The organism is Anaeroglomus insulsum, from assembly GCF_050689095.1.
Taxonomy (GTDB): Bacteria; Planctomycetota; Phycisphaerae; order Sedimentisphaerales; family Anaerohalosphaeraceae; genus Anaeroglomus; species Anaeroglomus insulsum.
In genome coordinates this window covers 299,746-314,849 of sequence record NZ_JBOGCL010000002.1, presented here as the reverse complement: position 1 = coordinate 314,849, position 15,104 = coordinate 299,746, and the positions used below count along the sequence as shown (strand labels likewise).

At 51.1% G+C, this 15,104-nt stretch carries 11 protein-coding genes, 1 tRNA gene and 1 pseudogene; 3 read left to right on the top strand and 10 right to left on the bottom strand.

All coding sequences use genetic code 11. The features are described from left to right. Positions 1-529 precede the first annotated feature (529 nt). A pseudogene (locus tag ACQ9LF_RS03395) lies at positions 530-1,354 on the top strand (hypothetical protein); the annotation flags it as partial. Positions 1,355-2,485: 1,131 nt separating this feature from the next. Further along, entirely contained in the window at positions 2,486-3,925 is a 1,440-nt protein-coding gene (locus ACQ9LF_RS03390; RefSeq protein ID WP_462487996.1) for a LamG-like jellyroll fold domain-containing protein, read from the top strand. Between the two features lie 19 nt (positions 3,926-3,944). Here the strand turns inward: ACQ9LF_RS03390 and ACQ9LF_RS03385 are convergent, their stop codons facing one another. From ACQ9LF_RS03385 to ACQ9LF_RS03370, 4 genes are read right to left on the bottom strand one after another with little or no spacing between them, the layout of a single operon-like run. Beyond that, positions 3,945-4,571, bottom strand: a complete 627-nt coding sequence (locus tag ACQ9LF_RS03385; RefSeq protein ID WP_462487955.1) for an ABC-type transport auxiliary lipoprotein family protein — start codon at positions 4,569-4,571, stop codon at positions 3,945-3,947. Beyond that, complete coding sequence (locus tag ACQ9LF_RS03380) at positions 4,568-5,521, bottom strand: MlaD/PqiB family protein (protein ID WP_462487954.1); 954 nt, start codon at positions 5,519-5,521, stop codon at positions 4,568-4,570. Before ACQ9LF_RS03380 ends, ACQ9LF_RS03385 begins: the two co-directional genes overlap by 4 nt. Before the next feature lie 21 nt (positions 5,522-5,542). Continuing rightward, a complete protein-coding gene (locus ACQ9LF_RS03375; RefSeq protein ID WP_462487953.1) occupies positions 5,543-6,316 on the bottom strand; it encodes an ABC transporter ATP-binding protein in 774 nt (257 codons plus the stop codon). Positions 6,317-6,319: 3 nt separating this feature from the next. After that, a complete protein-coding gene (locus ACQ9LF_RS03370; RefSeq protein WP_462487952.1) occupies positions 6,320-7,462 on the bottom strand; it encodes an ABC transporter permease in 1,143 nt (380 codons plus the stop codon). 192 nt (positions 7,463-7,654) lie between these two features. Between ACQ9LF_RS03370 and ACQ9LF_RS03365 the strand changes: the two genes are divergently transcribed. Further along, a tRNA-Lys gene (locus tag ACQ9LF_RS03365) sits at positions 7,655-7,727 on the top strand. A 141-nt stretch (positions 7,728-7,868) separates the two neighbouring features. Here ACQ9LF_RS03365 and ACQ9LF_RS03360 read toward each other — a convergent pair. The 6 genes from ACQ9LF_RS03360 to ACQ9LF_RS03335 form a co-directional block, all read right to left on the bottom strand. Continuing rightward, positions 7,869-10,619, bottom strand: coding sequence for a LamG-like jellyroll fold domain-containing protein (locus tag ACQ9LF_RS03360; RefSeq protein WP_462487951.1), 2,751 nt, complete (start codon positions 10,617-10,619; stop codon positions 7,869-7,871). A 331-nt stretch (positions 10,620-10,950) separates the two neighbouring features. Continuing rightward, entirely contained in the window at positions 10,951-11,640 is a 690-nt protein-coding gene (locus tag ACQ9LF_RS03355; protein ID WP_462487950.1) for a type 1 glutamine amidotransferase, read from the bottom strand. 20 nt (positions 11,641-11,660) lie between these two features. After that, entirely contained in the window at positions 11,661-12,446 is a 786-nt protein-coding gene (locus ACQ9LF_RS03350) for a molybdenum ABC transporter ATP-binding protein (protein WP_462487949.1), read from the bottom strand. After that, entirely contained in the window at positions 12,443-13,117 is a 675-nt protein-coding gene (gene modB, locus ACQ9LF_RS03345) for a molybdate ABC transporter permease subunit (protein ID WP_462487948.1), read from the bottom strand. Before modB ends, ACQ9LF_RS03350 begins: the two co-directional genes overlap by 4 nt. A gap of 1 nt (position 13,118) precedes the next feature. Beyond that, a complete protein-coding gene (gene modA, locus ACQ9LF_RS03340; RefSeq protein WP_462487947.1) occupies positions 13,119-13,952 on the bottom strand; it encodes a molybdate ABC transporter substrate-binding protein in 834 nt (277 codons plus the stop codon). A 1-nt stretch (position 13,953) separates the two neighbouring features. After that, on the bottom strand, positions 13,954-15,099 hold the full coding sequence (locus ACQ9LF_RS03335) for a homocitrate synthase/isopropylmalate synthase family protein (RefSeq protein WP_462487946.1): 1,146 nt from the start codon (positions 15,097-15,099) through the stop codon (positions 13,954-13,956). Between the last annotated feature and the right edge of the window lie 5 nt (positions 15,100-15,104).

The following is a 15,104-nucleotide window of genomic DNA, read 5'->3' as shown; positions in this document are numbered from 1 at the left end:
CCACCATTTCCATTTATACGTTTCCCCAGGTGTTATATCCGAGAATTGTTCTCACAGGTTCAACTCTGCACATTATCGAGAATGATTCTCAGTTATGTGTAATTTTGAACGCTATCATACTTGTTTTGTTCTGACACTTATAAACTGGATCGATTTCTGATTAATACTTAAGCCCGGATTGTTCTTCTTGCTCAAAAGGCCCTGGAACCGGTTTAACAAACCGCATCCCTGGCTGGGGCGAACAATGAGACTAAGATCAATCGTGTTATCAATCTGAGCGGGGAGTTTACCCGATTTTCTGTGACCTGAAAAGCAAAAACTGTTTTGCCTGTGGGATAGAGGGCCTCCATCGCATGCCTGCGGAGAGATGATGTTGAATGTCTATTATTTATTTCAAGCCGAATCTTTTTTGGTTGCAATAGTACAGCTAAATTAGGTAAAATAGAAGTTGATTAGAATCAGGAGTAGGAAAGTCGGTTTCTTTGTCTAAAAAACAGGAGTTCCAGCAGAGCGATTAGGAGGATACACAATGCGGTGCCGGACAATTCGGGGTCTTGTCGTATCGACAATTCTGACATTATCATCTTTTGCATTTGGAGTCGTCAATAAACCGACGGTCATCTACGTCAATGCCTCGGCCGCCGGTGCCAATACAGGAACAAGCTGGGCGGATGCCTTCACCACACTCCAGCCCGCCCTCGATGCTGCCCAGGCCGGCTCGGAAATCTGGGTCGCGGCTGGAACATACAAACCGACAAAAAAAGTGGGGGGAAGTGAGGATTGCTTTAAAACATATCAAATGAAAAATGGCGTTGGTATTTATGGCGGCTTTGCCGGGATTGAAACCGAGCGCGACCAACGGAGCAGCGATCCGAATCTGACGATTCTTTCCGGGGATATCAATGGAGATGACAGCAATACGATTGAATGGACACTTCCTGAACGAGTTGATAATAGTTGTCACGTGTTTTACCATCCGGAAGGAATAAATCTCGATGGCACAGCCATACTTGATGGTTTTACCGTCCAGGGAGGGAATTCAGTTAACCCTGAGAAAACAGATTCTCATCGCGGAGCTGGGATGTATAATGGCAATGGAAATAGCCCCGCGATTAATAACTGTATTTTCAAACACAATGCGGCCGTTTATGGGGCCGGGATGTACAATGCCAAATTAAGCAGTCCCACAATAACGCGATGTATTTTCATGGAAAATGCAGCAGGAGCGAAGAGTGCTCAGGATGAAGGTGGATATGGCGGCGGAATATATACGCTAAGTATGAATGCGATAATATCAGATTGCACATTTTTAAATAATGCAGCGATCAGCCAGGGAGGCGGAATATTCTGTCAGGGCCAGATGATTCTGAGCCGCTGTAGATTTCAGGGCAATTCATCGGATAGGGGCGGTGGACTCTATCTGATTAGTTCTGGGGCAACAACGATAACTGATAGTGTCTTTCTTGAGAATACCGCTGGGCGTTATGGCGGCGGGATATACAGTGAGGGCGGAAGTCCTTCTCTGAGTCATTGTTCTTTTCAGGGGAACTCTGCTTATCGTTGCGGGGGCGGGATGTATAATAAAGGCGGTACCCCGACCATTTCGCATTGCAGTTTCAGGTGGAATAAAACTACTGAGGTGTCAATAGATATATTGACTGGAATGCTCTCAGATAGTGGGGCTGGAATATTTAATGATGAATGCTGTGCAACTATTACAGATTGTATTTTTGAAGGAAATAATGCGACTTATCCCGAAAATGATGGGGCATGGAATGCCAATGGAGGTGGCATCAATAATTACAAAAACAGTAATGGTTTGATAATACGCTGTTCTTTTATCCGTAATTCCTCAGGCTGTGGCGGAGGAATATGCAATTGCGGCAGCAGTCCCGTAGTCAGAGATTGCATCTTCACGGAAAATAGTGCTGGAGGGCGTGGAGGTTGTGGGGGAGGAATGGCAAGTATTCCCTACGAGCTCATTCAGTACGTTGGTGGAGAGTATATAATTTCTTATCCTATTATCATGAATTGTATATTTGAAAGAAACTATACTTGGGGGACATCCAGTGTACCTCCTTATTACATATATCCCAGCGGGGGGGGAATGTATGGTGGTTACAAAGCTATAAATTGTGTGTTCAAACAAAATATTTCTGCTGGTTACGGCGGTGGATTATCTTACTGTGATACTGTCATCGACTGCGTATTTGAACAAAACGAAGCTTCGCGAGCAGGTGGTGGGATTCGAGGGGCTCAGAATGTAAGTAATTGTATTTTTTCTAACAACAAGGCGGCTCAAGGCGGGGCTTTGACTTTGTTGAGCAGTAGTTATGAGCAGGTCAATAGTGTTGTGGAAGATAGCCTTTTTTTAAAAAATACTGTCGCAGGGGAAGACCAAAACACAGGTGGTGGGGCAATATGGGGGTATTTTTCGAAAGCCACAGTCAGGAACTGCCGTTTTTTCGGCAATAGTGTTCTCGGAATGCAGTCTGCCTTAGGCGGTGGTATTTATGGTTATGGTTCGAAATTGTCGATTATAAACAGCCTTTTTGTTGGCAATCATGTACAGGGCGTAATCGCCTATGGCGGGGCTGTTTGCGATTATGAAAACGTGGGTGCTTCAACGTTTAGAAACTGCACTTTTCTGGCAAATTCCGCGATGGGCACTACCAACAGTTTTGGTGGAGGGATTTGCAATTATGCTTCTGACGATGTATTGGTCAACAGTATTCTGTGGGGGAATTCAGCATTACAAGGGTCACAGTTGTATACCAGGGCGTCGGGAACCTCTGTGGTGACCTATAGCGATATTGAAGGTGGCTTCGCGGGAGATGGCAACATCAGCCTGCCTCCGCAGGTGGTTCGGTATCCTTGGGCTGGTGATGATGGCCAGTGGGGCAGCGCTGATGATGACTATGGCGACCTGCATTTATTGCCCGGTTCGCCGTGTGTGGACACTGGCAGCAATGCGGCTGTACCGGCCGGAGAAACCGGGCTGCTGGGAACGCCGCGAGTCGCGGATGGCGACTGGGACGGCACGGCGGTGGTGGATATGGGGGCGTATGAATACTATCTGTTCGGCGACTTGAACTTGACCGCCGATGTGACAATGGAGGATATGCACCTGCTGGCGGCTCACTGGATGCAGACTGAGTGTACCGGGCCGGACTATTGCGGCCAGGCGGATATCAACCACAGTGGAACGGTGGACTTCGATGACTTTCTTGTCCTGGCCGACCAGTGGCTGCTGTCCGAGAACATCACGCCGCCGCCAGCAGCGTTGCCGTCGCCGATCGCTTGGTGGAAGATGGATGCGACAGACGGGCAGACTGTGGCCGACAGTATTGGCGGGCAGGACGGGCAGACAGTCAACATCACCGACAATCCGTGGCAGGCGGGGTATCTTGATTATGCTTTGAAGCTGGACGGGATCAATGATTATGTCCAGGTTACAGGCTTTGAGGGGATTACCGGTTCTGCGTCCCGGACGTGTTCGGGATGGATTAAAGCGACTGCCAACAGCAAGGAGCAGATGATTTTATCGTGGGGCACTGGCGCCAATGGGCAGAAGTGGATGTTCCGTCTGCAGGCGGATGGCAAACTGGCGGCGGGGGTGTGGGGCGGTTACATCTCCGGCAGTGTCTCGGTTGCCGACGGCCAGTGGCATCATGTCGCAGCGGTGCTGGCCGACGACGGATCGCCGAGCGTCAATGAAATCAAACTGTATGTGGATGGTGTACCACAGAGTACGACATATAGTTCAACCCAGGCCATCGACACGCTTGCCGGGCAGGATGTCCAACTCGGAGCATATTATAATGGCTCGACGCAGGCCAGCTTCTTCAACGGCCTGCTGGACGATGTGCGGATCTATGCTGTTTCCCTGACCGAAGAAGAAGTCTTCCGCCTGTCAAACGAATAAGGGGCTTTTGTAGTGGGGACTATTTTGCCTTTCTGGCGATGTCCGACATCAGGGTGGATAGCAGATCGCTGAGGTTGTCGTTGAAACTCAGGATGATATCCTGTCCGGTCTGGCCGTGCATGGACTTGATGGATTCATAGGTATTCTCAAAGACAATCGTGCTGCAGTGGCAGCTTGGGTCGTTTTTAAGGAGTACAAAGTGCATCTTGAGCACGGTCTTTGGATTATTGGCGTCAGAAAAATCACAATAGATCGCCAGAAGATGCGGTTCGAGCGTATAATCCGGCGGCATAGCACTTGCTGCGGGCAGGACATTGGTAAACAGGCCGCTGGCCGACAATCCCTGTCGCAAATGCTCAACAATCTGTTCGTTGGGCGGCGTCAGGAACAGCTTGTAGTAATCCTGCTGAAACTGGCCGGTCCTGGTGCGATACAGGAAATACTGGCCGTCAAACGGTGCCACGGCGCGGCAATGGCGAATCTTGAGCACGCCCGGCAGAGTCTGAACCGCCGCGGGGATCCGTGCTGTGGCCTCCAGCAGATAGGATTCCTGCTGCTGGCTGAAGTTCTCCCGGCTTGCACAGCCGCCAAGAAAGACCAGTTCGATTCCGACAAAGATAACGGATAAGATCAGTTTGGGACTCATTTTAGATTCTCCATCTTTTTAGGGGGGGAAGATAACAGCAGTTGAGCAGGGTCGGCTTTGATTTGCTCGGAAAGCTGTTTTAAGTTTCGTGTCAGGGTTTTTATATCAATCAGGATCGTATCGATGTCATCCTGATGGGTGGACACAAGCTGTTCAATCTGTTTGAGATTGCGATCCAGTTGGGCCATGGTGCTGGTGATATCGGATACCGGCGAGTTGGGATCACTGGAATCCATCAGTGCCTGAGCCTGTTTTAATGTCGATTCAAACTGATTGAGCATTTCGACTGCCGACATACGCAGTTCGCCGAGTTTGGCCTCCTCAACAGCATTTTGGACGGATTTGAGGGTGTCTTCAAACTGTTTGAACAAAGCCGGAAAATCCACTTTCTCCAGACGCTGAAAGACCGTATCCACGGCCTGGGTAAAGCTGGTAATCAGACTGGGCGCCGAAGGGATATAAATGTGACGGGGCTTCCATGGGACTTCCAGCCGCGGATAACGGGTCGGGTCGAGATAGTCGGCTTCAATCATGGCGATACCGGTAATGCCCTGATACGATAATTTCAGACGAAGGCCGTTATTAATCTGGCTGCGAATTGTTGCATCGATATCCTGGATTGTCGTTCCCGGACGCTGAAAATGTCTGGCCTCAACCGACATGACAATCATCACATACCGACTGAATTTGTCGAAATCGGGGGTGTTGAATTCCAGCGGATATTCCTGGGTGGCAAAGGTAATCTTTTCTATTCTGCCGATGGCGACACCACGGTGCAGCAGAGCGGTTCCCTCGCTGAGTCCCTGAACAGATTCATTGAGGTAGGTCTCGATATAAAATCGTTCTCCGCCGAACATATCTTCACTGATTAAAATCAATCCGCCAATCAGCAGAATCAGTATCAGAATGAAGAATAAACCTATCCGAAAATAATGTGCATTTGATTTCATGGTTTGAAATCCCTTTTCATTTTATGTTTTTTCGGGTGTCTGGACGGAGCGATTAAAGAATTGCCAGACCACCGGAATATCCGTTCGATGTTTGAGTTCTTCGGGTTTGCCCATGGCAACAATACCCTGGGCGGTCTTGTCCAGCATGACAGCATTGTCGGCCAGTGCATAGATGCTTTGCAGTTCGTGGGTTACGATGACAAAGGTCAGATGCAGTGTGCGGGCCAGCTGCAGAATCAAATTGTCCAGTTGGGCGGCGGTAATAGGGTCCAGACCCGCACTGGGTTCGTCGAGAAACAGAATCTGAGGATCCAGGGCCATGGCTCGGGCCAGGGCGGCGCGTTTCTGCATCCCGCCGGAGAGCTGACTGGGACTGTGGTGTTCAAACCCGGACAGGCCCACCATCTGCAGTTTCATAGCCGCGACCATTTCGCAGGCTTGGCGGGGCAGGCGGGTCAGTTCCTCCAGCGGCAGCATCACATTCTCCAGCACGGACATGGAACCAAACAGGGCGCCATTCTGGAAGGCAACTCCGATTTGTGACAAGAGCTGCTCCTGCTGCCGGCGTGTGGCCTGGAAGTAATCCTGTCCGTATAACAGAACCTGTCCGCTGATGGGTTCGGCCAGCCCGATGAGGCTTCGCAGAAGTGTGCTTTTGCCGCAGCCGGAACCACCGAGAATGACTAAAATCGTGCCAGCCGGGACTGTCAGGTTGATATTGCGCAGGATGGCATTGCCCTGGTAGCCGACGGCCAGGCCACGGGTTTCGATGATGTACTGTGGGTGGGTATCCATTGCTTATATATCCAGAATATATAACAAAACAGCGAAGACTCCTTCCGCCAGCACAATCAGGACGATGCCGCTGACCACGGCGCGTGTGGTTGAGATTCCCACGGCCCCGGCTCCGGATTCGGTCTGCAGGCCGCGAAGACAGCCCACCCCACCGACTAATCCGCCGAAGACGAGGGCTTTAAACAGACCGACACAGACATCCGTGATGGTCAGAATAGACTGGACATGGTCATAATAGGTTCCAACGGCATATCCCAGCGAGGTAATTACCAGGCCGGAGCCAATTAATCCGGCCGTATTGGTTAACACCGTCAGCAGAGGGGCCAATAGAATGGTGCTGATTACTCTGGGCACCACCAGAAATCGCATGGGTTCCAGCCCCATGACGTTAAGGGCATCCAGCTCGTTGTTGATTTTCATGGTTCCCAGTTCTGCGGCAAAGGCCGAACCGGTACGGCCTGCAATGATAATGGCGGTGATAAAGGGACCCAGCACGCGTACCAGAGCGATGGCAACCAGGTCCGAAACATACACTTCAACGCCGAACTGCCGCAGGGGCATAGCGGCGCTGAAGGCCATAATCAAGCCAAACAGAAAGCCCAGCAGAACGGTAATTCCAACGGCGTTGACGCCAACCAGCTCGATCAATTTAAAAAAATCCGTCCAGCGAATACGGTGCAGGTGAAAGGCGGTCCACTGAAACGAGCTGAGCAGGTGGCCCAGGAAAACAAACAGGTCCCGAAAGTCCTGGCATAAATGGCAGATGGTCTTTCCGATTTCGGTAATGGCGTTGGTTTGGGGGATCGGTGTGCTCAGGACGCTTTTGAGCCTGGCTTTATCGACCCGTTGGAAGAGTTCCTGCAGTTCCGGGTTGGAATGAGCAATTTGAATATCCTGGGTATATTTGCGGGCTTCCAGCTCCAGTTCAAACAGAAACGCGGCTCCTGCTCCGTCACAGAAAGAAACCTGTTTTATATCGATAATCAGGGGTTTTGGCGACAACGCACCACATAGCGATGGGACTTTGGCCCATAGCTGGGGTACTGTTACTGTATCCAGTTTACCGGTTACAGTAATCTGATGCTGAGTCGGGCCGGTCTGCAAATCGATTCCGGCCAGGTTCTTTGTATCCAAGGTGTCTGCCAAAAAAGGCCTCCAATATCCGATACTTGAATTTTTCAATTTTTCGACAATTGTAGTCCTTTACAGGGGACTGTCAAGAGAATCCAAGACTAGGAATGACTGGCTTTTGTGAGAGGACTTGTTTTTCTGTGAAAATAGTGTAAAATTGTGTTGAAATACCACAATTTCTGGGTAATATTTTCGTTTTTCATCGCCGGGCGATTAGCTCAGTTGGTAGAGCAGCTGACTCTTAATCAGCGGGTCTCAGGTTCGAGTCCTGAATCGCCCATTGGATAACTATAATAAAGGCAAGAGCTTATATCTCTTGCCTTTTTATTTATGGGTACGGGGGGGTATCCGTTGCAAATCCAGTTCGCTTTCTGGCGTTTGCAACCTGTGTGAGAACCTCTGTTTTTAACAGAGCACGTTTTTAGTTTGAACAGTCCGGCATCCCGCATTCAAGCCAATGCTGAGCAAAAATCGCAAGATCCTGCAGGTCCACCCTTGAATTTCGTGTAAAATCGCCGATGGGAAAATAGCCAATCGTCATATCATACAGCGTAGGTGTCGTGCCATTGGCGGGCATCTGCATGGTCAGTGTGACTTCCAGGTATTGTCCGTTGGGTGTATTTTCAAGAGGGACTCCGTTCTGGACGCGTTCCGTGGGTGACCAGGTGATTCGGTTCTGGGAGCTTCGGACCTCGACTGTTAAGCTGCTGCCCTGGGGGACATCCGCAGTCCAGAGTATCCGGCCCCAGTCGGTCTGCGGCGAATGGGAATTATGAATCAGCCGCCACGTCCCAACTCGGGTGGTTACCGTTTGCGAGATGATACCGGTCATATCGCTGTATCCGTAGTGTGTTGTACCGATGAGACGTTTGGATATCTCAATGGAATTGGACGCCGGATTAATCCGATGAATATACTCATCCCCATTATCGACTGCCCAGATTTTTCCCTGGTGGTCGATGGCCACACCTGTCGGCCCGGCTCCCACGGGAACGATTGCCTTTTGAGTTCCGTCTGGGGCTAATCGAACCACCAGATTCGACGGTTCACTGGCAAACCAGACATCGCCATCTGCAGAGACTGCGCCGCCTTTCATGGAATAGGCCACATCCCGGGTCCACAAGAGGGTTTTGGTCTGTGTATCAATCAGCGTGATCTTATTGGACTGCCAGCCTGAAATATACAGTTTTCCCTCCTGATTCAGGGCCAGACCGTAGCAATGATGTCCCAGGGGAATGACCCCGAAGCTGTCATCGGCTGAATTAAGCCACAGAACATGATTTTTGTCGTTGCCGGAAGACCATAGAATTCCCTGCGAATCCAGCACAGCTCCATATGAGGTATGGTTGACTCCGGATACATCAACGATCCTGGAGATGATTCCATTGGACAGGACATAATAGAATTTCTTCGTATTGTAAGTGCCTAGCCAGACATTGTTGTTTTCATCCACGGCAATGCCACGAAGGCCGGGCGTCCAGTAATCATTGGCATAGGCTCCGGCGTAGGTTCCCGGTACATAGGTTCCTTCCTTGCCTGCGATGAGAATTACCTCATAAAGCACGCATTCATCCTGTCCCCAGGGCAGCATCTCGGCTCCGGTAATATTACCGTCGTTATTCAGGTCGCGGCTGGTATCCGCGACGCCGTTGCCATTGCGGTCGATATAATACCCACGCTCCAGCAGGCCAATTTTGACGGCGCTGCTGGTCTGGCGATTAGCAACCCAGCAGTTGCCCTGCAGGTCCACGGTTGTTCGGGAGCAATTGCCGCTGCTGTCGGGGCCGGTATGATAGCGTCCTAATTCCCGGCCCGTGAGGGTGTCCACTTTGGAAACGGTTGCTTCATTGCTATTGGGAACCCAAATGTAGGGCAATACACTGCCTTGTTGGGCAATCACAAGCTGACCGGACTGAGGGCCATATGTCAGACCGATTAAGTCTCCCTGGTCAAAATCTGCATTCTCGGTATAATAGCCCGGTGTTGGAATCTGTATATTGGCTGCAACGTGTGTAACCATTTGCACGTTATCTGACATGTCGGGTTTGACAAATGACACTGCGGTCAGATCGACAGAACGACTGTACCCATCAGGAATGCCCGCAAGCGAGGTGACCAGAACGCGCAGGTCATAGTAGCCCCCGCTGGAAAGAACCGGCGTGGTATATCCCCCAGCAGTCACCTCCGAGGTGATATCCATGCCGCCGGGTGTCTGGTATTGAATCGTCCAATAGCCTGAACTTGCCGGACCTGTCAGGATGAACTTGTCGGGTAGTGTATTATCGTTTTCTATGCGGACATCGAAGATTTGAGTTGATTTTTTGGGGGCCTGAACTGAAACCGTCTGGCCAGTCAGCGTAGAGTAGATATTGTCCCCTTTGTAGGTAAACATCGTATCTGTTTTAACCTGAACATCCGGACGGGCGCCGGCAAATTTATCAACCAGAACCCATTGGGGATTATTGACCAGGGTCCCCACGTGCCCATGACCGCTGTTGTCGGTTGTGGCAGTCCCGCTGCCTTCGTCCAGATTCCAGGCTGCGGAAAGCCCAATTTCGCTGCCATTGAGTGGTGTGATGATGGTTTCCTGAATCTCTGCCTGTGTCAGGGCCCGATTCCAGATACGTACTTCGTCAATCAATCCCTTAAAGAAACGATTTAAATCATATTGCCTGCCGATGCACCAGGGATCCACATAATTAATGCCGCCGGCCCAGCTATTGCCGGTACCTGGGACAAGCAGTCCGTTGTAATAGAATTGAGGAGGCTCGCCAGCCTTGCGGGTTACGGCAATGTGGGTCCATTCGCTGACGGGGACATAAGCATTGGAGTTGGCCGAGTGCCAGCCGTTATAGCCAATCTGAAAATGAATATGCCTGCGAAGGGCCGTTTGGCTGTCCGGATTGAGGCGATTATCAAACTGGATTCCGGTTCCGGTTATGTCGCTGTCGCTTTGACAGGTAATAATACCGCCCAGTTCGTTAGAAAATTCAGGACATTGGATCCAGGCTTCCAGTGTAATTTCGTTTTGCGGCTGCAGGGCCGTCTGAAGCAGGCCGCAGTTGACATATTGATCTGTACCATTGAACAACAACGCATAATCTGCCCCGAATGTACACGTACAGAGTACCAGTAACGACAGGGCCAGCCCCAAGACTTTGTAGGTTGACATAACCATTCTCCTCGAAGAGATTTCTGTTTAGTTTAAATCCATTTAGATACAGGCTGTCTCCTTACAGCCTTCATATAAAATCGGATGTTAAAATCTCCTAGTTTACCATTTTCATATTATTATATACTTATTAAATCCGTTAATTCAACATAATTTGTATAGCCCATTCGTATGACAAGGAATGACAAGGGATTATGTTCGAGATTGTGATTTGTATCCATTCCCCTTTTGATTGACGTTTTATCATCTAAAAACCTATTGAATGGCACGAATATCGACCATCTCTGTCGGCTATAGTAGTGTTGTTGAGGGCCGGATAGTGATATCGTTATTATATCGTAAATTGATCCAGCAGCCGGTTCAGATAGCTCTGAATTTTCGGCACCTCAGACAGGTTTTGCTGGATTACCTCCGCGGATTGAACGTAAGGGGATGGGATTAATTCGTTTTGGCAATCGTTGAGCATGGCTCGAATGCTGTCTTCGGAATATTCCAGGTGGAATTGCAGGCCCAGGACGGTGGAGCCGTAGAGGAAGGCCTGATTTGTACAGGCCCGGCTGGAGGCCAGATGGATGGCCCTTGGGGGAATGGCGAAGGTGTCGCCGTGCCAGTGGAAGACGGTCAGTTCTTCGGGGAATTCCGCAAACAGGGGTAATCGTCTGGCTTCGGGGGTCAGACGGATCGGATGCCAGCCGATTTCCGGGTATGGGTTCTTGGTGACTTTGCCGCCGAGGACATCGGCAATCAACTGGCCGCCAAGACAGACGCCAAGGACTTTCTTGCCGGACTTGATAGCCTGGCTGATGAACTGTTTTTCCATTTTCAGCCAGGGGTAGGCATCGTGTTCGTAAATATTCATCGGCCCGCCCATGATGGCCAGGAAATCGAAGTCTTTCATTGCCGGCAGGGGGGCGTGATTGTAAAGATGAGTATAACGCAGAGTATGCCCGCGGCTGTCGGCCCAGGTCTGGATGTTGGCGGCGTCTTCAAACGGCACGTGTGTCAGGCAGTGAATCTTCATTGTTTCTTTCGCGATAGAATTTATACGGCTCGTATTGTACTGCGATAGGTTTCCAGTCGCAGCGAATGATTCTTTATTAACCAATATTTCATTTTTTGCAAGTCTTTTGGGTCTTGCGAATGACAAAAGCATGCACTGTGATTCGCACCCGTGGCCGTCAGGGTTCCACGGGCAGTCAATTGACCTTTTTCCATGAAAAAGACTTCGTCGGCCAGATCGGCGATTTCATCCGGACAATGGCTGACTAAAATCATGGGGATTGCGGTGGCCTGATGCAGCCGGCGCAGATACATCAGGATTTGGTCCTTGAGGGACTGGTCCAGGCCGCTGAAAGGTTCATCGAGCAAAAGCCACCGGGGATGGGCCAGAATAGCACGGGCCAGAGCAACCCGTTTTTTTTCGCCGCCGGATAAATGATTAATACTGCGGTCCAACAGGGGTTCTATTTCCAGCAGGGTGGCAATTTTGTCGAATTGTTCCCGGCGGGTCAGTTTATCGCCGGTCTGGCCGTATTCCATGTTGGCGCGTACCGACAAATGCGGAAACAGCAGACATTCCTGAAAGACAATACCGATTTTTCGCCGGTGGGCGGGAATGTCTATTTTCTGCTGAGTATCGTAGAGAATTTCCGTATCGAGTTGGATGAGTCCGCTGTCGGGTTTGGTCAGGCCGGCCAGGCAATGCAGCAGGGTGGATTTGCCGGCTCCGGAAGGACCAAACAGGGCCGTTATGCCGGGGTTGAATTGTGTTTCGACGGCCAATGAGAAGCCGCTGCGTTTCAGGTATATTTGGATATGGAGTATCATGAGCTGATCCCAGTTTGCTGCATTTTTCGACTCAGGTAGTCCGATGCGATTACGGCCAGCACTGCAAGAGCCACGGAAACCAGCGTCAGATGCATGGCAGCAGTGTCGGCTCCGGGGGTTTGAATCATGGAATAGACCGCCAGGGCGATGGTCTGGGTTTTGCCGGGGATGTTGCCGGCAAAAATGATGGTTGCTCCGAATTCACCCAGGCTGCGGGCAAATGCCAGAATCAATCCAGCAAAAATGCCGGGGCCGGCCAGGGGTAAAGTGATTGTGTAAAAAGTCCGTGCCGGCCCGGCACCGAGAACAGCCGAGGCGTCATTAAATCGACGGTCTATCATTTCCATCGATAGTTTCACGGCTCGCACCAGCAGCGGCAGGCTGACAATCGACGACACGAGAACCGCCCCGGTCCAGTCGAAAGCCAGCGAGATACCAAAATAGCGATCCAGCCATTTGCCGAGGATGCCCTGTTTGCCGAAGACCAGCAGGGTCAGGTATCCTGTAACGACCGGCGGCAGGACCATCGGCAGGTACAGCAGGGAATGAAGCAGAGTCTGCCCGGTGAATCGTCGTCGGGCCAGAAGCCAGCCCAGGCCGATGCCGGGAAGGAGGATGACCAGCATTGAGACGGAGGCGACTTTTAATGATATCCAGACAGCATCCAGCATCTTATTGTCCTTTGTCTTCTGAGGAGCCGATTGCTGTAAAGCCGTGCTGTTCAAAGGATTTGGCGGCTTGTGCGGATGCGGTCAGAAAATCAAGAAATTGTTTTCCCTGCCGGGAATTTGTATTCGCGATGGCGACAAAATAAATAGGATCGTGCAGGGCCTGGTCGAATACATGGATTAATTTGAGCCTGGGCGAATTCGTTACGGCAGACAGGAATACAATCCCTGCCTGGCATTGACCTGATTCGACATAGCGCTGAACGGCAGCGACATCCACGGCGGGGATTATATTGTCACTTAAATGCCGCCACCAGTCGAGTTTTTCGAGGGCTTGTTTGGCATAGAATCCCGCCGATACGCTGGCCGGGTCACCCATCGCCAGGTGGCCTTTAAAGTCGGTCGCAAAGGAAGAGTCCTCTGCAGAGAAAGCAAATGGTTTGCCATCCGCCGGTCTCACCAGAGCCAGGCGATCTTGGAGCAGATTGACAACCCCATCAGGATTCAGGGAAGATGGTTCGATGACCGCATCCATCCATTGACGATTGGCGGAAATGAATACATCCCAGTCCGCACCGGCAATGATTTGCTTTGCCAGTGTTGCTGACGAAGCCAGGTTCAGTTGTATTTTTGTATGATGCTGCCTGTCATAAATCTCAGCGAGTTCCTGCATGGGAGCGGCTGCTCCCATAGCGGCAAAGACAAGGATGGACTGCGAGGAAGGGTTTGACTCCAGGCTCGAATCGCAAGCACGAAATACACCCGATAACCGCACGCCTGCGACAGCCGAGATGACTGCAATCAGAATAAACAGGATTCCATAGCTTGAGTGTTTCATTTTATTTTCCATCCAACTGACGATATAGCTTCCATACATCCTCCTGTGTCAGGGCCCGTTTTTGCGTGGTAGCGGTCTGATGGACTAAATGGATGAGCTGAGTTTCCATGTGGGGCTGAGCGGGGACTCCCCATCGTTCCATCATCACCCGCAGGGCCGCTCTTCCGGAATGTTTGCCGATGACAAAGTCTTCGCGGGGTCGGCCTATGGATTCGGGCATAAAGGCCTCATAGCTGCGGCAGTCGTGCAGCATGGCATGGACGTGGATTCCCGATTCATGCAGGAATACGCCTTTGCCGGTGATGGGTTTCTGGAAGGGGACAGGCCTTGCGGAAAGCTGTCCGATCCAGTGCGATAAATCGGTCAGTGACTGCGTGTCAATACCGCAATCCGTTTGGAGTACGACCCGGCAGGCCATGACCACTTCCTCAAGAGCGGCATTGCCGGCCCGTTCCCCAAGGCCATTAACGGTTACATCCACACTGCCGGCGCCGGCACGAATGGCAGCGATCGTATTGGCTGTGGCCATGCCCAGATCGTTATGGGCATGAAATCCCAGCGGCAGGTCGGGAAATTGCCGGCGGATGCGATCGAATGTTTCAAAGGTTATTATCGGATCCCAGATGCCGACGGTATCGGCCAGGCGGATGCGGTTGATGCCGCTGTCCTGGAGCAGGCGGCAAATCTGGTATAGAAACGTCAGTTCGGTCCGCGAGGCGTCCTGTAATCCGACGGACACAAATTCGAAATGATTACGTGCAGCCGGAATCAGAGAGCGGATTTGCTCCATGACCCAAAATCCATCTTTGTATTGGGCCTGGAGCAGGATATTGGAGACTGGAAAAGAAATATGGATCGCTCTGGCACCGCAGGCGGCGGCCTGCTGTACATCATTCTCGACGGCTCTACACCAGACAGTCAATCGGGAGGGCAGCCCGAGTTTGATGATTTCCCGCATGGCGGCTTGTTCTTCGGGACCTGCGGCGGCAACACCGATTTCCAGTTCATGTACGCCGATTGCGGCCAGCTTTTGGGCAATCGCGAGTTTATCCTCGATACTGAATACCACGCCGGCGGCCTGTTCACCGTCACGCAGGGTGCTGTCCACGATTTCAACACAATGATTGGATGTACTAAACGGTTCCATAATTC

Excerpts from the sequence above, each read along its gene's own strand:
- ACQ9LF_RS03390 (WP_462487996.1), top strand. The coding sequence starts at position 2,486 with ATGCAGTCTGCCTTAGGCGGTGGTATTTATGGTTATGGTTCGAAATTG.
- ACQ9LF_RS03385 (WP_462487955.1), bottom strand. The coding sequence starts at position 4,571 with ATGAGTCCCAAACTGATCTTATCCGTTATCTTTGTCGGAATCGAACTG.
- ACQ9LF_RS03380 (WP_462487954.1), bottom strand. The coding sequence starts at position 5,521 with ATGAAATCAAATGCACATTATTTTCGGATAGGTTTATTCTTCATTCTG.
- ACQ9LF_RS03375 (WP_462487953.1), bottom strand. The coding sequence starts at position 6,316 with ATGGATACCCACCCACAGTACATCATCGAAACCCGTGGCCTGGCCGTC.
- ACQ9LF_RS03360 (WP_462487951.1), bottom strand. The coding sequence starts at position 10,619 with ATGTCAACCTACAAAGTCTTGGGGCTGGCCCTGTCGTTACTGGTACTC.
- ACQ9LF_RS03355 (WP_462487950.1), bottom strand. The coding sequence starts at position 11,640 with ATGAAGATTCACTGCCTGACACACGTGCCGTTTGAAGACGCCGCCAAC.
- ACQ9LF_RS03350 (WP_462487949.1), bottom strand. The coding sequence starts at position 12,446 with ATGATACTCCATATCCAAATATACCTGAAACGCAGCGGCTTCTCATTG.
- modB (WP_462487948.1), bottom strand. The coding sequence starts at position 13,117 with ATGCTGGATGCTGTCTGGATATCATTAAAAGTCGCCTCCGTCTCAATG.
- modA (WP_462487947.1), bottom strand. The coding sequence starts at position 13,952 with ATGAAACACTCAAGCTATGGAATCCTGTTTATTCTGATTGCAGTCATC.
- ACQ9LF_RS03335 (WP_462487946.1), bottom strand. The coding sequence starts at position 15,099 with ATGGAACCGTTTAGTACATCCAATCATTGTGTTGAAATCGTGGACAGC.